The sequence below is a fragment of the Nostoc sp. genome (assembly GCF_036917315.1).
GTDB lineage: Bacteria > Cyanobacteriota > Cyanobacteriia > Cyanobacteriales > Nostocaceae > Nostoc.
In genome coordinates, this window is sequence record NZ_JBALDR010000046.1 from 24724 (window position 1) to 45349 (window position 20626).

At 42.7% G+C, this 20626-nt stretch carries 15 protein-coding genes; 5 read left to right on the forward strand and 10 right to left on the reverse strand.

Going from position 1 to position 20626, the window contains the following annotated elements; genetic code table 11:
* Nucleotides 1-92: 92 nt before the first annotated feature.
* Nucleotides 93-3080, reverse strand: a complete 2988-nt coding sequence (locus V7K84_RS20015) for a pentapeptide repeat-containing protein (RefSeq protein WP_334840556.1) — start codon at nt 3078-3080, stop codon at nt 93-95.
* A gap of 143 nt (nt 3081-3223) precedes the next feature.
* Between V7K84_RS20015 and V7K84_RS20020 the strand changes: the two genes are divergently transcribed.
* From V7K84_RS20020 to V7K84_RS20035, 4 genes are all read left to right on the forward strand, one after another.
* Nucleotides 3224-4969, forward strand: a complete 1746-nt coding sequence (locus V7K84_RS20020) for a DUF3685 domain-containing protein (RefSeq protein WP_334840671.1) — start codon at nt 3224-3226, stop codon at nt 4967-4969.
* 63 nt (nt 4970-5032) lie between these two features.
* On the forward strand, nt 5033-5770 hold the full coding sequence (locus V7K84_RS20025) for a diacylglycerol/polyprenol kinase family protein (RefSeq protein WP_334840557.1): 738 nt from the start codon (nt 5033-5035) through the stop codon (nt 5768-5770).
* 650 nt (nt 5771-6420) lie between these two features.
* Nucleotides 6421-7014 carry a DUF4360 domain-containing protein gene (locus V7K84_RS20030; protein WP_334840558.1) on the forward strand — a complete coding sequence of 198 codons (594 nt, stop codon included), beginning with the start codon at nt 6421-6423 and terminating at the stop codon, nt 7012-7014.
* Between the two features lie 112 nt (nt 7015-7126).
* On the forward strand, nt 7127-7690 hold the full coding sequence (locus V7K84_RS20035; protein WP_334840559.1) for a hypothetical protein: 564 nt from the start codon (nt 7127-7129) through the stop codon (nt 7688-7690).
* 257 nt (nt 7691-7947) lie between these two features.
* Here the strand turns inward: V7K84_RS20035 and V7K84_RS20040 are convergent, their stop codons facing one another.
* The 8 genes from V7K84_RS20040 to pilM all read right to left on the reverse strand — a co-directional run bounded on the left by V7K84_RS20040 (nt 7948) and on the right by pilM (nt 17686).
* Nucleotides 7948-9399 carry a dihydrolipoyl dehydrogenase family protein gene (locus tag V7K84_RS20040; RefSeq protein WP_334840561.1) on the reverse strand — a complete coding sequence of 484 codons (1452 nt, stop codon included), beginning with the start codon at nt 9397-9399 and terminating at the stop codon, nt 7948-7950.
* A 128-nt stretch (nt 9400-9527) separates the two neighbouring features.
* Complete coding sequence (gene cobD, locus V7K84_RS20045; RefSeq protein ID WP_334840563.1) at nt 9528-10697, reverse strand: threonine-phosphate decarboxylase CobD; 1170 nt, start codon at nt 10695-10697, stop codon at nt 9528-9530.
* 26 nt (nt 10698-10723) lie between these two features.
* The gene (locus tag V7K84_RS20050) at nt 10724-11008 is read right to left on the reverse strand and encodes an HU family DNA-binding protein (protein WP_010998076.1); all 285 of its coding nucleotides are present in this window, start codon (nt 11006-11008) and stop codon (nt 10724-10726) included.
* A gap of 764 nt (nt 11009-11772) precedes the next feature.
* The gene (locus V7K84_RS20055) at nt 11773-12414 is read right to left on the reverse strand and encodes a Uma2 family endonuclease (RefSeq protein ID WP_334840565.1); all 642 of its coding nucleotides are present in this window, start codon (nt 12412-12414) and stop codon (nt 11773-11775) included.
* 169 nt (nt 12415-12583) lie between these two features.
* A complete protein-coding gene (locus V7K84_RS20060; RefSeq protein WP_334840566.1) occupies nt 12584-14761 on the reverse strand; it encodes an AMIN domain-containing protein in 2178 nt (725 codons plus the stop codon).
* A 276-nt stretch (nt 14762-15037) separates the two neighbouring features.
* Nucleotides 15038-15802: a pilus assembly protein PilO gene (locus tag V7K84_RS20065; protein WP_334840567.1), complete on the reverse strand. Its 765-nt coding sequence runs from the start codon at nt 15800-15802 to the stop codon at nt 15038-15040.
* Nucleotides 15799-16575, reverse strand: coding sequence for a PilN domain-containing protein (locus tag V7K84_RS20070; RefSeq protein WP_334840569.1), 777 nt, complete (start codon nt 16573-16575; stop codon nt 15799-15801). The genes V7K84_RS20065 and V7K84_RS20070 overlap by 4 nt, the downstream gene beginning before the upstream one ends.
* A gap of 4 nt (nt 16576-16579) precedes the next feature.
* On the reverse strand, nt 16580-17686 hold the full coding sequence (gene pilM, locus V7K84_RS20075) for a type IV pilus biogenesis protein PilM (RefSeq protein ID WP_334840571.1): 1107 nt from the start codon (nt 17684-17686) through the stop codon (nt 16580-16582).
* A 152-nt stretch (nt 17687-17838) separates the two neighbouring features.
* Between pilM and V7K84_RS20080 the strand changes: the two genes are divergently transcribed.
* Nucleotides 17839-19137, forward strand: a complete 1299-nt coding sequence (locus tag V7K84_RS20080) for an ABC transporter substrate-binding protein (RefSeq protein WP_334840573.1) — start codon at nt 17839-17841, stop codon at nt 19135-19137.
* A gap of 29 nt (nt 19138-19166) precedes the next feature.
* On the opposite strand, the gene V7K84_RS20085 is transcribed toward V7K84_RS20080, so the two are convergent.
* Nucleotides 19167-20465, reverse strand: a complete 1299-nt coding sequence (locus V7K84_RS20085) for a bifunctional folylpolyglutamate synthase/dihydrofolate synthase (protein WP_334840576.1) — start codon at nt 20463-20465, stop codon at nt 19167-19169.
* Nucleotides 20466-20626 lie beyond the last annotated feature (161 nt).

Below are 20626 nucleotides of genomic sequence, written 5' to 3' on the forward strand. Positions count from 1 at the left end.
TGCAGTAAGTTTTCCCCTCTGCCCCTTTGCACCTCTGCCTATTGTGTCCAATGTCCAATGCCCAATGCCCTATTCCCTATTCACCAATCGAATTAATTACCAAAAACTGTCTCATCATCGGCATCATCATCATCTAAATCTACTGACAAAATTGCGCCTTCACAGCTTTCAATTAGTCCGATCGCAGGGGTTTTGTTCCAATTGACGTTTGTGTTTGGGGTGATTTTCACGGTGTTTAAGAAGGGTTGCTGCGATCGCAAATGTTTTAGTTTTTGAAACATTTCTTTAGAGAACATGGCTCCATTATCAGCGGCCAATTTTTTGTCAGTCGCAGCAACGATGGCGTCAAATAAGCAGGCGTTGGTGAGATCGGCAGAATTAAGATTTGTCCCCATCAGGTTTGCCTGTTGCAGGTTTGCGCCTGTGAGGTTTGCCTGTTGTAGGTTTGCGCCTGTGAGGTTGGCGTTTTGTAAGTTCGCACCTGCGAGGTTAGCCTGTTGCAAATTGGCTCCAGCCAAATTCGCCCCTGTTAACTCCGCATTAGATAAATTTGTTTGCTCAAGACTCACCCCAGTTAACATCACTTGCGATAAAGAGGCTCCCGATAAATTGAGTCCAGACAGAGACTTGATTCGGGTTGCAAAAGCGCTTTTATGCAAAACCGTTGTTCTAGCAATTAGCACACTCAGCACCTCTGGGTTGAATTCTGTTAAATTGACTGGATTCCCACAAGGCCAAAATGGAATTTTTGTTTCTCGGTAGCAAGCACAAAGCAATAAAAACACATTCAGTCCCACCGCAGCATTCACCTGTTCAACATTCACAGGGTTTTGCAGTGCGTGAAAATTAGTCAAAGCGTTGTGGGCTATCCCCTCATCTAACCAACGTCCTTGACAGTAAGCACGCCAGAAAGATAATAGACGTTGAAACAAAACTTCAAACGAAAATTTGTGTTTTTGCTGGCGACGCAATCCGGCGATCGCTAGTTCTTCAATTTCTTGGCTAAGTATCCCGTAACCTAGTAAATTATAAATATTCTGGGCTACGCTACTGGGATCGAGTACAAAAGTGGGCGTACCATAAGCCTCATCTTGGTACTGAGTCAGAAGTTTAAGTTGGGCAGCAATAGCATCTGCACAAAGAGATTCTCCTAACTTGAGATGCGAAAACTCAATTAAACTACTTTTTGCTGCGCTTTCTATATCCCAAATTTTAAAATAAAACGCTGGTAAAGAATTAAATTCACCAGCCACATTAATTTGATGACGTTGCGAGTGTAAAATTTTGAGAGCGATCGCTTGCATCTGCTCAACTAAATCTTGGGGATGACGATTAGCGAGTAAATTAGCGATCGCTTCTGGAGTCCGATGAATATGAGCCGTTCCTGAACGTAGTAGCATCGTCTTGATCCCACCAATTAGCGGATAACCCAACAACCATCTACTCAGGCGATGATGAATTTCCCATAACAGAAAAGACTTTTGGGTATTAGCTGCTAACTGCAATAGTTCATCATCTAGCAATCCCTCGCGGTGCAAGAGGCCCAACAAATGCAGCATTAGGGGTTGACGGATAAGGGGAGATAATTCGCTTAACTTTGATTGGCTGTTAAATAACCCTGCCTGTTTTAATAATGTAAAGAAATTTTGAGCAATGGGTAATGATTGCACTTTTGCCCACTGTTGAAACCATTGCTTGAATTCGTCCACATCCAATGGCTGAATAATAATTCGCCTCAACAATAGCGGTAGTTCCGAGACGATTTCTGGTAAAGTCGTTGAACGACTTGTCAACACAATTTTGTGGCGGTGCTGAGATTGAAAGTTCAGTAATTGCTGAATAAAAATTGCTTGTGCCCCGATCCTATGAGCAGAATGGGGTAATTCATCCAAACCATCCAGCAGCAACAGACAAGGGAGATTTTCTTGCTCTAACCAAGTTGAAAGATTGACACCAAAGGCAGAATTTAGGGTTTCGATTAAAGTTTTACCATATTGTACATCTCGCAACCTAATTACTATAGGCATCCAAGTAGGGTACAATTCTTGTGCTACCTCTGCTGCCCAAAGTTGGCAAAAACTAGTTTTTCCATAACCCGGTTCTGACTCAATGACAGCGATTGTTTCTAAATCAGTTAGCTGTTGCTGTGCCCATGTTTTTAAGTCAACTGGTTTAACAGTTTTTTTATCCTGCTCAGAAATATTTTCCTCTATTGGTAAGCCTTTTTGTGCCACATAGATATCCTTAAGAGCAAAGGATTCCATCAGCAAAGGGATACTGAGGTTTTTAATCAAACTTGCACGGTAATGTTCTCGGTGCAAATCAATTTTTTCACTGACTGTAGAACCAACTTCTGGGGTGATGAAACTGGGAGATAATGAAATCCCCAAACGGAAAAATTTTTGCAGTTGGGCTAAAGGTGCAGCATTCTCGGTGACGACTACCAATATGTCACCAGGAAGTGAGTTGACTAAACGCTGTGTTAGAAGTTTCGCTTCTAGTTCCTCTGCACCATTGGCAACTAACCAAGCGATAGCAGCATTATTTATTTGTTGCACCAGTAATGAATCTGCAACCGAAGACAGTGCTTGTTCTGCTTGAGTATCAGTCAATTTACCTGGGCTGAGGGTTTTCAATAATCCTTGTAATTGCGAATCTTCGAGGATGAATTTACCCACCTCTTCTTTAAGTGTGTGTGGTTGTATGGGTATAATTGCCCGGTCTAACCACGGTTTTTTTAAGCTTGCTTCCTGCTCTAGAATTGCCTGCAAACCTTGGAGATAGGCAATTTGAAACGCTAGCCACGTTCCTTCGTTACGTTTTAACGGTTTTTTTTGGCTGAGGCTACGCAAAAGTTTTTCTGTCAACAACGAAATGACACTGATTTCTTCCCAAACAATACTTAAGGGCAGTTCTAAAACCTCTACCAAGGTACAGATATCAAAAGGCATCAGGCTTTTGAGTTCCATATCCTGAACAATACGGTAGGCAATACCTGCCAATTGCCCCTCAGAAAACTCTCTGATTTGATTGATTGCGATATGGCGTTCTGCCAACCAGTGCCGAATACTCAAGTTCATTTAATCACACAGTGAAAGCTGTTTATGGCAATTACGATCGATTTATCAGTTTGCGAAAACAGGTGACAATGGGGAAGACAAAGTTTTGTATAAAAGTTGTTTTCTGATTGGTAAAAAACAGTGCCGATCTAATTGAGTGGATTATGAGCGATCGCCCTTTAAAATTATTGTTAATCGACCAAGACCCGATTTTTCGTTTGGGATTACGGGTAGCTTTAGAAGCGATTCCTAACCTGGAAGCGATCGCAGTTGTAGAAACTGACACCGTTGCCTTGAAAATTTTAGCAGAAATTGCTGAAAAAGACCCTAACCAAGTAAATTTGGTAGTTTTAGAATTCGGTAATGGTCGTACCACCAGTCAACAGCTAGGTTTACAATTCTGTCGGCAACTTAGAGGCTTATATCCCAACCTACCAATCCTACTTCTCAGTTCTATTCAAGAACAAGGAATGCTATTGGCGGCGAAATCTGTTGGTGTAAATGGCTACTGCCCCAAAGGTACACCACTTCCTGAGTTAGTCGCCGCCATGCAAGAAGTTGCAGATGGTGGTTCTTACTGGTTGCAGGACACAGAAGCAATCACAACTCCTAACTCCTCACTCCTAACTCCTAACTCCTTTCCTCTCCCTTTCTCTAAACTGCGAAATAATTTACGTTTGTCAGGAATTGCTAACATTGATGCTACCCTAGCCGCAGTAACAGCACAATTACAAGTTCCCGGACTGCCAGTACTAGATCGAGCAATTCTAGCTGGACAGCGGCGAGAACTGCTAGCGGCTCGTTGGTTGCTAAATCGGTTGTTGATTTTACCACAAGAAAGGCAAGAGGAACAGATTCCGGTTGCTGATGAGCCGCCTGTGACTCCTTCATTAAGCATTCAACAAAGACAAACCCTATCACCTTTACTTAGTCCGGGAACCCTACAATCTGCCTTGTTTACATCTTGCGTTACTAAACTTCAATTTCCTTTAATAAATCTCACAGATATACCTTTAGAAATTGATATCTTTCGTGAAGATAAAAAACGTGAATTACTTTATCTGATCCTACAAAAATTGTCCGAGCAGTTAGATCAGTTGCGTGCTTCTCAAATAGAGATAAATCAATTATATGAGTTAAAAAATACCTTAATACGCGATTTATGGCAAGTAGGGATAATAGAATTTTTTGGGAAGTTTTCTCGGATAAAAGTAGCTAATCAAAATATAGAAGTTGTTAAGTTGTTGCTACGAAATACAGAGGTTGTGCAAAGAGATATTCTTCAAAAAATCCCGCTATTTTGTGAGTTGTATTCTTATCTTTTATTTCAAACAGAATTGAACATTGATAATAGTTCATATCCAGTAGTTAGCCCTGAAGCCAAGTCTCAAGCACTGATGCTTTTAGAGAACTTATTGATTCAAGTAGCGAATGGAGTAGTGCAACCACTGTTAAATTATTTAGCAGATGTAGAAGAGATTAAGCAAAACTTTTATGGACGCCAATTGATTTCTACAAGAGAAATTGAACGATTTAGAAATGATTTATCGTGGAAATATAGATTAAAAAATTATATAAACGAGCCAAAAGCAGTTTTTGAAAGTCGTTATGAGCTATTTGTAATTGCGCCTCGTGGCATTGCCACTACTTCAGTTTATGCCCCTCGAAATCAGGAGTTAGTAAAACTTTCCAATATTCCCTTAATAGTGACATTGCTCCTAGAATTTAGTGATGCGATCGCACCGCGTTTAAAATCACTATTAGCTGTTTTCGGTAGCGGTATAGTTTTTATCCTTACCCAAATAGTTGGTCGGGGTTTAGGTTTAATCGGTCGTGGTATTCTTCAAGGTATTGGTAGCGTTTCGTCAGTAGAAAAGAACTTTAGACGAAATAGCGATCGACCTAAGTGAACCAGCAACGCAGACGGGCAGCTTTCTGTAGTTCTTTTCCCAATGACAAATGACAAATGACAAATGACAAATGATTTTATCGGGCTAGCAATTTCTTATGTTTACGCTATCAGTCTGCTTGTGATTGGCGAGGGACTACGTAGGCTATTTGGTGTAAAGCCGGATTTGACCCGCAAGGTAATCCATATTGGTGCAGGGATGTGGGCTTTCGGAGTCCTGTTACTGTTTAAGAATTGGGAAATCGGAATTATACCTTTTGCAACCTTTATCGGACTGAACTACTTGTTTTACCGCTACCGAATCATCGGCGCAATGGATACCCAAGATAGCTCACCCGGCACAGTTTATTTCGCTATCTCAGTGACACTGCTGTTCGGGCTACTGTGGCGACCAGATGGGCCAGTAGATAGCGTTGCGATCGCTGTAGCTGGGATAATGGCAATGACCTGGGGTGACGCACTAGCAGCATTAATCGGTAAACGTTTTGGGCAACATAAATACCAAGTGGGAAGTTCTGTACGCTCCTGGGAAGGTTCAGCAGTAATGTTTATAGCAAGTACAGTAGTAATTTTCTTGGTGCTGTTACTGCTACCTGGTTCGTCGCTGAGTCCCCTAGCAACGCCTTTAAGTTTAGGTTGGGCCTTTTTGACGGCAGTAGTAACTGCTACTTTCGCAACTCTAGCAGAGGCAGTCTCGCCCCACGGCACAGATAATCTCAGCGTACCTCTAACAGCGGCGGGAGTAGTTTGGATTTTCATGCAAATTTTTAAGGCACTCCCAATTACTTCGTTCCCTGTCTAAGACTAGAATTGCAGTCGCTCACAAAGATTCTCAATAAAAACAGCTATTTCACTGCGATGTCTGCGGCGGGCTATGACGTTCGACGGCTCACTAACGTTGCGCTATCGGTATCGCACTATTAAATCGGTAATTTATACCTTTAATTTTTAGCACCTAACTTTGGAGTACTGCTCCTTCATACTACAATACTACTATTTTGAAGTTGGCAGTGTTTGTAAACACAAGATATCTGTGATCCAGAACACATATTTGTTGATAGAGACAACTATATGATCTTCCCCACATGGACATACAGCAAGAATACATCTTGTAACTTGATTTCCATCTTCTTTCTATTAACTCCAGCGATATACCGTTATGCTTCCTTTTCTGATTGAGCAGGAATTGTCAAAGCATACCTGAAAGGATTTCCCACAATTGAAGAAGGCAGAAGCCTGTAAGTATCAATCAAAACTTTAGTTGTGGGTGATTGCCCACTACTAGAACAAAATTGTGTCGAGATATGTAACGCCAGACACAAAGCATCTTTGCTTCAATCTCATGCTTTTAAGCGTGGGATTAAAGCAAAATTGCCTTCATACCTCGTACCTTCTGGCTTCTGAATGCATTTTTCATCAAAAAACAACTCTAGCAACATAGGTACATTCAATATGAACTTTAAACAATTTGGTGTATTACTCTCTATATCTACAATTCTTGGACTCAACGCGATCGCGACCAAGGCTTTGGCTCAAGAGCCTAGTATTACTTTTGGAGATGCACTCGCGTCTGGCGGATGTAGTGTTGACGAGCAGCTTCCTGGAGAGGATGGTAGAAGCTTATCGATCGTCTTGGATAACTTTAGTGCATTCAGTGGTGACCGTAAAAGGTGTATTTTACGCGTTCAAACTTTTATTCCGAGTGGTTTCATCGTCCAAGATGTACAAGTACTGTACCAAGGAACTACTGATATTGATAGAGGGAGTAAAGGTACCAGCTTAAACAGAACTTATAGCTTTAGTGGTGGTGCTCTTGGTCAAGCCGTAGCTCCCTCTAAAACTACCAAGTTTACAGGGAGTAAGGCATTTGCGGAGCAAGATAACATTACTGTTGTAGCTGCTACAGGTTTATGTAGTGGTGGTGGGCAAGGACTATTAGGTATTAATCTGATTGCACAATCCTCACGAGGAAGTTCTATTTTCGTTGATACAGCCGATATCAATGCTGGGGATGTGATACTTCGTTTTGACCTAAAGCGTTGCTAGTAGGTGCTTTTAGCGATTCAGGGGATAGATGGTGATACACCGCACCAAATTCAAAATTTAGTGGTCTTCAATGAGTGGTGGGTCTAAATCCCTCACTCATTGAATCTACCAAATGTATTCTTCTTTAAAATTACAAATTTCTGTTGATGGAGAGGAAGTTATGTTGAGATTGAGTGATGCACGTAATTTTTTCATATTAATGTGCTTGTTTTTTTTCTGTTATGGTGCCAATTCATCTAGCACTGCTGCTCCAGTAAACAACCAGCCACGATTTTCGGTTAATAGAGGATGTAATATAAGCTTCAATCCGCAAATAAATCAGTTTACGCTTCGCGCTCCTATAACTGTAAAGGCACAATCGTCAAGGGCTAGATGTATCGTTAGAATTGATACCTCTAATACTCAAAAGCAATTTAGGCTTGTGCCTTTAGCTTTAAAAGGTGTAGTAAAGAAAGCACCAGCACGAGTAGCTATCACATCATTTTTACTTGGCGATAAAGCAACACCATATCAAATAACATATGGAAGTGCTATAAATTTTGATTTGACCAAGAAAATACTTCCAACTAACTATACAACTACAGGAAAAAGTATTTTAGGCATTAATTTAGTATTAACAACAACCGGAGGAGAATTAGAGTTGACAGATTTAAAATTTGCACTTCAACAAAAATAATAAGCTCAATTTTGAGGGATGCTCCCCAATTCTGATGACGTTGCGTTTGCAATCAAGGTGCTGTCAATATTGGCAAAGGCAGTGTCCTTGTGGAAGTGAGTAATGATATAGGACTCATATCTGATTTTTGAACAAGATTTCAGATAAAACCTTGATAAAACAAGCTTTTCAATCTCAGGATGTTTTCAGAAATCAAATCGGAGTCCTATATCAGTACCTTGTTTAAGTTTTTATAGTGACAATTCCGTGTGTAAGTGCTAATTCCAATTGCGGCAAAAATGGAAGAAGCCTTCTAAAAACTCTTGCAAAGGAATATTGGTATTTAACTTTTGCTTACTCCACTCTCTTGCAGTTCGTTCCAAAATTTCTGAGAAACTGGGATAGGTAGGAGATAAATTTGCTAGATGTTTGACTTTAATTTTTTGTGATATTGCCAAGGCAATCAAATTAATTAATTCTCCAGCTTCTGCCCCCAATATAGAAGCTCCCAAAATTTCCCCATTGCGTAGCACAATTAATTTACACATACCAATGGTTTCATCCCGAAGTTGGGCTGCTGCCACTGTTTTAAAATATTGTCGCAAAACTAAAACTTCATCTCGACGAAATTGGCGTTTTGCCTGTGCCTCTGTCAAACCCACTTGCGCCAGCATCGGCACAGAAAATATCGCCCAAGGAATTGAAGGATAATTTACTCGTAACCTGGGAAAAAATAGCGCATTGTTCAAGGCAATTTTTGCTTCATAATTAGCGATATTGGCAAAGTCGTAACCACCAATTACATCACCACAAGCATAAATGCGGTGGTTAGTGGTTTGTAGTTTATCATTTACCACTAAGCTACGCCGATGCCATTTCACACCTACTGTTGCCAAATTTAGGGATTCAAGATTCGGCTGTTGTCCAGTCGCCACTAAAATTTCATCAGTTTCAATAGCCTTATCTCCTGCTTGAATCCACTTTTTATTTTCAATTAGCCTCACCTGAGTTACTGGTTTTTCAGTGAGGACGCGCACACCTTCGACTTCCAACTGCGCCTGAAGCAATATGGCTATCTCAGGGTCTAGATATGGAAGAACATAAGGATGCTTGATTACCAGCGTCACAGTGCAACCAAACCTTGCTAAAGTTTGAGCAATTTCAATGCTTTGGGGAATTCCACCGATAATTACCCAATTTTTGGGTAATGTCGTTCCCTGGAAAGATTGCCAAATATTAGAAAGAGTTAGATAGCCAGTGGCTTGTAATCCTTCAATCTCAGGAATTTCTGGACGCGAACCACTAGCCAGCAAATAAGTACGGGCGCGTAGTAGGCGATTGTTAACGGCAAAAGCCAATTGGGGTGAAGATTGAAATTGACCACTGCCAACGATGACATCGACTCCCTGTGCGGCTAGGATGGCTGGGGAATGATGTTCTTGGAGATTTGAGGCGACGCATTGAGCATACAGCATCGCTTCTTGCCATGCCATAGAGATATGGCATTCTTCTGGGGTATCAGTGTGTGTGGCATGAATACCAAAACCAGCCGCATCCTTCAACTTCTGCGCTAGTTTACCAATTTCGGTAAGAGCATGGTGATGAGTAAACCCGTAGTCTACTTTGGGTTGTACCAGGGCAACTGTAGCACGTAGTTGGGTTGCAGCAAGTGCAGCATAGTATCCAGCAAGGCTGCCACCAATAATTACAACATCGTAGTCAACGGTCACGTGAATTTAGATTAGAGTTAGGAGTTAAGAGTTAAGAGTTAGGAATTAAAAATTAAGAGTTAGGAATTAGCAGTTAAGAATTAAAATCCTTTTTTAACTTATAACTCCTAACTTATAACTTATAACTCCTAACTCTCTTTTAGCGCTGTTAGTAAGCGTTGGTTATCGGACTCTTCACGTACAGCAACCCGGAAAAAGCGATCGCCTAGTTCTTTAAAACTAAGGCAATCGCGGATTAAAATCTGGTGATACTTGAGTAATTGTTGCTGTAACTGGGAAGTAGATTCTTGGGACTCAACCAGTAAAAAGTTAGCAGCACTTGCTTGGGGTTGAAATTTTGGGATTTCAGCTAAACCCTGAAACAGTTGGTTTCGTGCAGGTGGTAGCCATGCCCAGGTTTGCTGCTGAAACTCCGTATCCTGGAGTGCTGCAATTGCCGCTGCTGCCGCTAGCGTGTTTACAGGCCAAGGATCTCGCCATAGCTGCCATTTAACTAGGCAGTCAGGATGTGCGATCGCATATCCTAATCGCAGTCCTGGGAGACTGTAAAATTTGGTCAGCGATCGCAATACTACTAAATTTGGATATTCCTGCACCACCGGAATCAGGCTTTGTTCCTCATTAGGCGGCACGAAATCCATAAATGCTTCATCCACCACAACCAAAGCAAATTGCTCCAGGTAGGGCAAAATAGAGTCCCGTGTAAATAGTTTTCCGGTTGGGTTGTGCGGATTATTCAGCAATAGTCCTTTGTCCTTTGTCCTCTGTCCTTTGTCAAGGAATAATGACCAATGGGCAGTGACCCTTCGGGTTCGCAGTTGCTCATGGGGGAAACCCCCAGACGCTCGCGGACTCGCTAACGCTGCGCTATCGCCCTTGGCGTCTCCCCTTGGGAGAAGATGGCACTGGCTCACCAATGATAAAGGACACTCCAGCACATTAGCGTTGTACGCTGCCAAGGTTCGGTAGTAGTCGCCAAAGGCTGGAGTGATTAAAATTGTCGCGGCTAATTGAGCTAATTCCCTACCGATTAAAGTAAGTAATTCTGCGGAGCCGTTACCCGGCAGAATCCACTCAAACGGCAATTGATGGAAGTGACTGAGAGCTAGTCTCAGTTCACTATAATTTGGGTCTGGATAGTGCTTAAGATTACCAATTTGGGACTTAATAGCAGCGATCGCGCTATTTGGAGGCCCCAACGGGCTGATGCTAGCAGAAAAATCCAGAATAGCATCAGGGGGACAGCCAGCCAGTGCTGCTGCCCAGGCTAAATTTCCCCCGTGTGCAGGTTGCCGCATTAAAAAAGGGTTCCCGAAGACAGAACCTATGCTTTTGGGGGTGCTACCTTTTCTCTAAAAAGTTTTCCTGCGGAGAAAGCAGGAACCCTCGTCGCTGGAATTTCCATTTTTTCATTTGTTTTCGGGTTGCGACCTTCACGGGCTTTACGTTCCCGTGATTCAAATGAGCCAAATCCCACCAATGTCACCTTATCACCAGAGGAAACCGCTTCAATAATCGTTTCCAAAGCGGCAGTTAAGACTGCATCCGCTTGTTTCTTGGTAACACTAGCCTTTTCAGCTACGGCATCAACTAATTCACCTTTGTTCATGTCAAACTCCTGAAGGTTTACTTGAGATTTTTTACGGATGTAAATTCATACATCTGTACGGGAATCTTTGTTCGCAGAAATACAAAAATCATCCTTTGGGAGTATTTTTACTCAAAACGGCTGTACATCCCATCGGCTCGACTTTTCAATGAATCATTCTAAGGTGTTGTAGCCTGATGTGGATAGATGAAACCATTAATTTATATAGATTTCAGGATTTTTTGTAATTTTAGAGTACTTATTCCACTAAAAACCACCCCAAAAGTAGGAAAAAATACCTAGTAAATCCCGCAATTGCCAAGAAAACAGGGAGTGGGGAGGTGGGAGATGGTCAATGTTTGTTGGCATTCATTACCGATGTTGAAGAGTTATTGCTGAGATTAAGCAATTTTTATGGAAATTGAAGGCTCAGATTCCCGATTTCTCTAAAAAGTCGGAGATTTTACTCACTTTTCATCTGATGTGGAAAATCCAATGCGAAATTTAACCCCATAGCAAGCTTCTTTAGTAGGGAATGGGCAAAAGTTAAAGCTTCTCCGCTACAAAGCTATTCATTAGTCACATCTTTCTTAACATTTATGGTGGCGATGCCTACGGCGGTAAACTACGCTGCCACAACTTCTTCTGGTACGTTTATTACGTGTAGCTTGCTTCGACCTAGTATTATGACGAACGCAGGCACTCAACAAACCCTTGTAAGAATAAATGCTGAAACCCCTTGAGTCTGTGGCTGTTGAATATCCGCGCATTCATGCCAAGTGATGTCAATCCCTAACAGAAATTTTTTGTTGCACCCAAGCCCGAAAAGCACGGGTAGTAGCAATTTCCCCATTCTTTTTAGCTTCTTGAATAAACCGAGGAATCTCCTTCACCGACACAGACGCAAAAGTAGGGCTGGTTTGAACTTCTGAATATTGTCCACCTGCAACCGTGTAAACTCTCAACACACTGCCGTTATAACGCCAAAATTCGGGAACTCCCATTGCAGCATAAAGCCTCAGCTTGTCTATTGCAGACCTGGAATATTCCACCTCGAGTAACAGGTCTGGGGGTGGGTCGATAGCTATATCAATATTTTCTTTATCTCGAACTAGGGCTTCATTTTGAATGTAGTAGCTACTGTCTGGCTCGGCTCCCTTCTCTAAATCATCTCGCGTTAAAGTTAGCGAACCAGTGCGTTTAATTTCCCAGCCCAACTCTTCGCACAATACACCAACAAAAACTTCTATTAAGCGATTTGAGTTTTCGTGTGGCATTTGTGGGGTCACAATTTCTATCGTTCCATTGTCATAAGCAAATCGGGAGTTTCGCTCTGAACCCATTTCAGCCAGCATGGTTTTAAATGTCTGCCAAGTGATGCTTTGCAGTACAACCCTATTTTCTGCGGATGTTGTTATCGCCACCATAGTTTAGTTCTCCGCAACAAACCTTTTCCGGTACTGTACCCCTTAATATTACAGTTAAGGCTGAACGGCAATCGAGCCAAGTTCTGTGAACAAGAAGATCCCCAACTTCTTAAAGAAGTTGGGGATCTGAGCCTTTAGCAAAGGTGACTCACTTACTCATTATCTTTAATTACCTGCCAGGAACCTTCAACCCACGACGCTCAAGGATTTGCCGCACTTCAGGGCTAGGGGCGTAGTTATAGCCGTAGGAGGAGTTCTCAGAGTCGTCCATAATCTGAGGTGTAAGCAAGACAATTACCTCTTGACGCTGGTTCTGTCGGTTTGTACTTCTAAATAGCGAACCAATCAGTGGGAGATCGCCTAAGATAGGAATTTTGGAGACAGCTGTCCGGTCTTGGTCTTGAATAATACCACTTAGGATTAGTGTCTGACCATCTCGTAAGCGAATTAAGCCAGAAGTAAGGGAGCGCTCAGACACTAAAATGATTTGTCCATTTCCTGTATCTTGTGAGGCGGAAGGAGCGCTGACAGTAGGAGCAACCGATAGAGAAACGAACCCGTTATCGTCAATCCGCTCAATTTTTACACTCAAAGTTAAGCCAACTTTTTGTTTCTCAATTGTTCTTTCTGTCCTAGAACCACCAGAAGTATCCGTTGTTTCCAGGGTTATATTTCCCACTACTTCTTGAGTCAGATTCACCAGAGCCTGTTGACCTTCTTGGACAATTAAGGTTGGGTCGGTCAAAATTTTGGCGTTGCCATTTGTAACCTGAGCCTTCAAACTAGCGAGAAGACTTTTGGTAAACCGATATGGTGATGTAATAGTGCTAGCGACATTATTGATGATCGGTGTACTAGTCAAGCTATTTCTTGCTTCAGCACTAGTAGCTGGTCTAGCACCGCCAAAATTCAGAGAGGCGACACCACCATCATTGCTAAAGTAATTGTTACCAACCCCAAAAGAAAAGCTAGTGTTGTAATCCTGAATGTTCGAGAGGTTGACATCAATAATCTTGACGTTGACTACCACTTGACGACGGCGGATATCAAGCTGAGTTAGTTGAGCCATCGCAATCTCAATCAGTCTAGGAGGGCCAATTAAGGTCAGGGAATTGGTGCGCTCGTCTCCTAATGCCTGTAAACCTCTTAATAATGGGCTAGAGTCTTTAAAATCAACGCGTAGAGGTTGAACTTGGGTTTCTGTAGTCGTCTGAGTTTGGGTGATGGGAGCAGCCGCATTACCCACAGCTATGGCACTAACGCTAGTAACTTGTCGTTCGCGGCTGACGGCACTTTCTGCTCCCAAGGCGACCAAAAAATTCAGGGCGACTCCTACCGTGACCTGATTGAGTCGCATACTACGCATAACCATGTCACGGGTCGCATTAGGTAGTTTGGCTCCGACAAAAACTGTACGACCGCTGCGGTTAGCTTCTAAACCACTCAGGCGCAAAACGTAGTTAAATACATCTTGCACTGGCTCATTTTCTATATCTAGCGAGATTGTTTGAGAAACTGCTGGTGCATTAGCACCGCCACCTGCCTGTCCTCCACCAGCTTGCTCACCTCCGACGTAAGCCAAGTTCAAACCAGCAGCACGAGCAAGCAATGATAAAACCTCACGTACTGGGGCATCTCGCAGTACTAGACGAGGCACACGTTCCTGAGTTGCTAAGTCAACGGTGCTAGGAGAAGCATCGGTAGCCGAAATAGCAATATCTCCCACTGGTGGGGCGACGGCTCGAGGTAAGAACGGTGGAGCCTGACTTAGAGGTTGACCTGGTCCAGCAGCTTGTGCAGGTTGTCCGTCAATGGTGACTTGCGGGTTAGGAACAAGAACACCTGGATTTTGACCAGGTTGGGCTGGAGTCGTAACAGGTGGTGCTGTGGATGTTGGGGCTGTTGGGGCTGTTGGCATTGGCACTGATGCTGTAGTACCTGTTGAAGGGCTAAAGCTGAGTGTAATTCCATTTGGCGATCGCATCACAGGTTGACTGCCAGGTGCATCGTTGCTGCCAGTTACCGTCACCCGAATACTATTAGCATCAAGCTGACTAACCTCAACAGATGCAATTCCTGGTGCTGGGTTATCTTGACGAAAACTATTACCTTGTGGTAATCGTAATTGAGTGTTGATAACATCAGCGACTAAAGCCTTGCCTCTTTTCGTAGTGAAAACTTGGGGGCGCGACCCAGAAGAAGTTTTCAAAGCAACGCTAATTCCACCATTAACTGGATTTAACTTGACATCAGTAACTTGACTAATTTGTGCCAAAACTGGTTGAGCCGCCAAAAATACAAAAGCGGCAGTACCTAAAATAAAACTATTACCGTGAAGCTGTTTCACAGTTCATTCCTCACCTTATAAAACCCTGTTTACATACAATTTTGATTAGGCGGTTAGAAACCGCACGCCAATTGCTTATGGGGAAACCCCATTGGCGCTAGCCTCTTCCTGTGTGAGAAGACAGCGCTTTGACTACACGAGACTTTACCCACCTACCCTGCAAAAACGCCAACGGCGAACGTGAGTTTCAAAACCCTCAATTATTTCCTTAGTCTGCGGGAAGGTTTGTCTACGCTTGTGTAGCCGCTAATTCTATTCGTCCTAGCTCTAATGTGACTACTTTTTCGGGGCAGCTTTCGCTGCTGCGGCTATTTCTTCTGGACTAAGTGGCATCAATACCTGTAACTGGAATGATGTATTAATCGCTGCTGGGCCTACCTGCATCGGCGTTTTATCTAATGGGGATCTTGTCTCTGCTGGAGCCAAAGTTGCTTGATAATCTTTAACTATTAACAAAGGCTGTAACCGCTCAATGTTACGAATTATCGATTGTGTTTGTTCATAAGTTGCTGTAATTTCAGCGCTGATAGTACTGCGTTGCAGCTTGCCGTCAACCCCTAGTCCTAGACTTCCATCGACAATCGGTTCTGGTTTTTGGGAAATCGGCACATATTTTTTCAGTTTGGCTCTTACTGCATTAATAGAAGTTGCACTATTGCCAGACTCAATTAAGCGGTTCAAATCCAACAGTAATGTATCTAAGGTTTTTTCGTTAGCAAATAAACTTAAAACCTGAACTTTTTGCTGCTTTGCCTGTGCTAGTTCGTCTTTAACTTTGTCAATCTGTTTGATATTGGCTTTTTTTTGCTCAATTTGCCCTTGCAGTTCAGTGCTTTTGGCTTGCTGCTGCTGATAGCTTTCCCAAGCTGGCATCAGCAGGTTTAATAATATATAACCTGCTCCCGCTAAACCGATTACCCCCACTAAGATCCCAATAATTTTTGGTGTGAAAGCAATACCAAATACCACAGGTGAGGCTGGTGTTGCCTGATCGAATTCCCCACCTTGTTCGGCAAAATTTAAATCATCACTCAGCGTCATTTTGAAATGACTCCTGTTTGTTGCATATTACGAATTCGAGTTACTAACCCCACTGTGCCTTTTTTTTCTAACTCTCGAATTAATTCCGACGCTGGAACGTCGTTCATGCTCGATTGAATAGTGTATTTAACTACTTGAGGTGGCTTAATAATTACATCATTAGAAGATTGACTCGCACTTGCTGTTAAGGGAGCCTCTACTAACGTTGCTGTGAGAATTCTGGTTTCTGTGGGCTTCAAAAACTGAGATTGTTGTAAACTCAATAAGAAATCATTGACATCATTAAAGGAACGAGCCAATCCGTTAATTTCTAATCCCCCGGCGGGATTATTTGGTGGCTGACCTGCTGCTACTGCAATGGGTGGAATTTGCTTGATGTTCTCGATTTGCACTGCCGTTGGGATGCGATCGCGCAAATCTTGCAGCATTGCTGACCAAGGACGAATCTGGTCAAATACAGTTACTAAAGCTTGGGTTTCCCCTTTAATTGCGTTTGCCTCGGCTTTGATTTTGTTAATATTTCCTATTTCTGTATCTAACCTCTTGCTTTCTTGATCTAATTGTGCAATCTGACCATCTAATTCAACAATCTTCCCTTGCAGCAACCACCAACTAACTCCTAATAAAGCCGGAAGACCTATACCTACTGCAACTCCCACATACAGTAGTGTCAAATCCCCCGTAGGAAATTTTAGACCTATTCCTCCCTTTCTCTCTGGCTTTTTCTGGAATGCTGGCCGGTCTTTAAGAAAGTTAACATCTAGGCTGTACATTTTGTTACACCTCCCGCATTCCTAGACCAAGTACAATCGCCAAGCCAGAGCGTTGTACCTGTGGATATTTATCAGTGTCAACTTCCAAAGATAAAGACCCGATTGGATCTATTTGGGTAGTTGGCAAACTCAATCGTTGAGTAAAAAATTCATCTAGCTGTTGAAGTCCACCTCCTGGCCCAGCTAATAAAATCTGCGCTACCTCCAAATTTTCACTTTGATTCAGATAAAAATCGATGGAACGGCGCAGTTCATCCGTTAGTTCTCCCAAGACTCTCAATATGGCAGCCATGCCAGGATCGAGTTCGGTAACGCCAGTTTTACCACCGTCTATGGGAGTTGCAGGAATAAGCATTCCGTGTAACAGTTCCATATCTCGTGATGTAGGTAAGCTCATTGCCCTTGCTAAGGCAGTTTGCATTTGATAAGTCCCGATTGGGACTGTGCGCGAAAATTGCGGCACTCCGTTAACGATGATGGCTATTTCTGTACTGTCAAACTCGATATCAACTAGTACTGCTGCTTCTTGCGGCCCAAATTGTCGCAGTTGTTCGCGAATAGTCCGAATTAGAGCAAAACTGTTAATTTCTAAAACATCAATTTGTAATCCTGCCTGCTCGAATGTACTTATATAGGTATCCGTTATCTCCTTGCGGGTGGCAACTAGGAGTACGTGTACTTTTTCAATGCCATCTTCATCTACAAAATACCCAAGTTTCTGATAATCTACATCAGCCTCTTCACGAGGATAAGGTAAATACAAACCTGCTTCATGGTTCAGCACCATTTCTCGCAGTTCTTTATCGTCTAACTCTGCTGGCACTGGTATAATCCGAACGATAGAATCTCGTCCTGGTACACCAGTAGCAACGTGAGAAGTTTTGATTTTGCTCTCAGCTAGCGCTTGTTGGATTAATTGCGCCATTGCTGGAGGGTCGCTGATTTGACCATCGACAACTATCCCTTCTGGAACTGCTACCGATGTATAGATTTCTAGTTTCAAGCCTTGACCCTGCTTGCGTAGCTGAACAACATTCACCCGTTCGGGAGCAAGTTCAATGCCTACCCCTTTTTTCGATTTGCCAAACAGACTATTGAAGCTTTTTACCACAGTTGTGCCCGCTGGACTGCTAAATTGAAAATTTAAATTTGTTGCAGTAAAGGCGTTATATATTACGTCTTTACGGGTAATTTATTTAGCCTATAATCTCAACAATTCTGTCTAAGCTTTTCACACCGATCAAGCGTAAAAATACTGGGAAAATGATTCAATTGCGAAAATTTAAACAACTTGTTGCTTTTGTACTGCTTGGCTTATTAACCAGTTGGATTGTAAGTTGCAGTACAGGTAATGTTAATACAAGTACAAAACAAGCTACTTCAGGAGTGGGAACTGTTGAGTTTTGGACAATGCAACTCCAACCTCAATTTACCGACTACTTCAAAAGCCTAATTGCGAATTTTGAATCGCAAAATCCAGGTATAAAGATTAACTGGGTTGATGTACCTTGGGCAGCAATGGAGAACAAAATATTAACAGCTGTCTCCGCAAAAACGCCACCTGATGTAGTTAACTTGAATCCGGGTTTTGCTTCTCAACTTGCCGGACGAAATGCTTGGTTAGATTTAGATGCGAAAGTCCCGAATAATGTACGTTCCTCCTATCTGCCGAATATCTGGAAAGCAAGTACGCTTAATGGCAAGAGTTTTGGGATTCCCTGGTATCTCACCACACGGTTAACCATTTATAACACTGATTTATTAAAACAGGCAGGTATCAATAAAGTCCCTGCAACCTACGCAGAATTGGCACAAGCCGCGCAACAAATTAAAGATAAGACGGGTAAGTATGCCTTTTTTGTGACTTTCGTACCGCAAGATTCTGGTGAAGTGCTGGAATCTTTCGTGCAAATGGGAGTCACCTTAATAGATGCTGAGGGTAAAGCCGCGTTTAATTCAGCACCAGGGAAAGCCGCGTTTCAGTATTGGGTAGATTTGTATAAAAAAGGTTTGCTTCCTAAAGAGGCTTTAACCCAAGGACATCGCCACGCGATCGATTTATACCAATCTGGAGAGACGGCGTTTCTAGCTTCTGGGCCAGAGTTCCTGAAAACGATCGCTAATAATGCCCCGAAAATTGCTCAAGCTTCAGAAATAGCACCTCAACTCACTGGTAACACAGGTAAGAAAAATGTCGCGGTGATGAACATAGTTATTCCCCGCGATAGCAAACAACCAGATGGCGCTGTGAAGTTTGCTTTATTTGTCACCAATGACGAAAATCAGTTAGCCTTTGCTAAAGCTGCAAATGTCCTACCTTCTACAATCAAAGCATTGTCTGATACTTACTTTAAAGATGTTCCAGCTAATGCTTCAACAATAGAAAAAGCACGAGTTATGAGTGCTGAAGAACTGCCAAAGGCAGAAATATTGACCCCTACCTTGAAGGATTTTAATAAACTGCAAAAGGCAGTTTACGAGAACTTGCAAGCAGCAATGTTAGGCGAGAAAACTGTAGATAAAGCTGTAGAAGATGCGGCGCAAGAGTGGAATCAGAGGTAAATTCGTAATTCGTAATTCGTAATTCGTAATTATGATTTATGAAATATATTGGTGGTTGCTAAAAATTCACCGATTAAATAAAGGGAACCACACAAAACGATTAAATCTTCTGTGGTAGCGGTTGTAGTGGCGGCTGCTAGTGCTGTAAATAAATCTGGATGGATTTGGCGATCGCTTAATTCGGGACAGAGGCTGTAAGCTAGATTTGATAAGTAGTCTAAATCCGCAGAAGTTCTACCGGGCCAGGGTTCTACTGGTATTGGCACTAAATAAAGGCGATCGCCTGGTCGCAGTAATGCGGTAAAAATATCAGTATGATCCTTATCGGCAAACATTCCCATAACCCAATTTATGGGTTTGGGGTTAACTACATCTAAGCTATCAACATATTGGCGGAGAACTTGGGCGGCGGCGGTATTATGAGCGCCATCAAGTAATAATTTATGATTTTTCCAAGTAGTCCATTGCATCCGCCCCGGCCATTTAGTTTTGGCCATACCCTTAGTTATGGCTTCTTCTGAAATCTGCCAACCCTGTTGTTGGAGAATTTCTAAAGCGGCTAAAGCTAAAGCTGAATTAGTTAACTGAATTTGTCCCGCTAACGGTAATGGATATTTAATTAATTTAGAATTTTGAATTGTTTCATACTCTGCCCATCGTGTAGCGATTTCACGGGAAGGTTGAGGTGTAAAAAGTGGGCATTGTAATTCTAAGGCACGCGATCGCACCACTTTGTCTGCCTCTGGTGGTAATGGCCCAACCACAACGGGACATCCAGGTTTGAGAATACCTGCTTTTTCTCTAGCAATATCAGCAAGGGTAGGGCCAAGTTGCTGCCAGTGTTCCCGGCTAATGGAAGTAATGAGCGTAACCAAAGGTTCCAAGCAGACATTGGTTGCATCTAAGCGCCCTCCTAGTCCGACTTCTACCACAGCCACATCAACTTGTTGCTGGGCAAAATATAACCAAGCAGCTGCCGTAATTACTTCAAACTGAGTTGCCGATTCGTCATCAGGGCGAATAACCGCTTGGACTTTTTCTAATAATTGACTCAATTCCTCAGAGGAAATTGGCTGTTCATTCAGACAAATACGTTCCGTCCAATCAACTAAATGGGGTGAAGTGTAGCGTCCTGTACGATAACCAGCCTCAGTAAGTACCGAGGAAAGATAGGCACAGACTGAACCTTTGCCATTAGTGCCAGCAACATGAATAACCGGGACTTGGTGATGGGGATTGCCGAGATTTGCCAATAGATTGACAATGCGATCGAGTCCCAAATGGACACCAAAGCGTTGCAGCGGTTGTATTACAGAATCGATATTCAAGGAATGGGAGTGGGGAGTAAGGAGTAGAGATAAGGGGACAAGGGGACAAGGTGAATAATCAATGCCCACTTCTCGATGAGAGGCTGCGTCAACGGCTTCTCTACGAGACGCTACGCGTTAGCGGAGCTTTCGCTTTAGCGATACGCTCAGTACAAGTGCCC

Coding starts and splice junctions, on each gene's coding strand:
- V7K84_RS20015 (WP_334840556.1), bottom strand. CDS start 3,080: ATGAACTTGAGTATTCGGCACTGGTTGGCAGAACGCCATATCGCAATC.
- V7K84_RS20020 (WP_334840671.1), top strand. CDS start 3,224: ATGAGCGATCGCCCTTTAAAATTATTGTTAATCGACCAAGACCCGATT.
- V7K84_RS20025 (WP_334840557.1), top strand. CDS start 5,033: ATGACAAATGATTTTATCGGGCTAGCAATTTCTTATGTTTACGCTATC.
- V7K84_RS20030 (WP_334840558.1), top strand. CDS start 6,421: ATGAACTTTAAACAATTTGGTGTATTACTCTCTATATCTACAATTCTT.
- V7K84_RS20035 (WP_334840559.1), top strand. CDS start 7,127: ATGTATTCTTCTTTAAAATTACAAATTTCTGTTGATGGAGAGGAAGTT.
- cobD (WP_334840563.1), bottom strand. CDS start 10,697: ATGCGGCAACCTGCACACGGGGGAAATTTAGCCTGGGCAGCAGCACTG.
- V7K84_RS20050 (WP_010998076.1), bottom strand. CDS start 11,008: ATGAACAAAGGTGAATTAGTTGATGCCGTAGCTGAAAAGGCTAGTGTT.
- V7K84_RS20055 (WP_334840565.1), bottom strand. CDS start 12,414: ATGGTGGCGATAACAACATCCGCAGAAAATAGGGTTGTACTGCAAAGC.
- V7K84_RS20065 (WP_334840567.1), bottom strand. CDS start 15,802: ATGACGCTGAGTGATGATTTAAATTTTGCCGAACAAGGTGGGGAATTC.
- V7K84_RS20070 (WP_334840569.1), bottom strand. CDS start 16,575: ATGTACAGCCTAGATGTTAACTTTCTTAAAGACCGGCCAGCATTCCAG.
- V7K84_RS20080 (WP_334840573.1), top strand. CDS start 17,839: ATGATTCAATTGCGAAAATTTAAACAACTTGTTGCTTTTGTACTGCTT.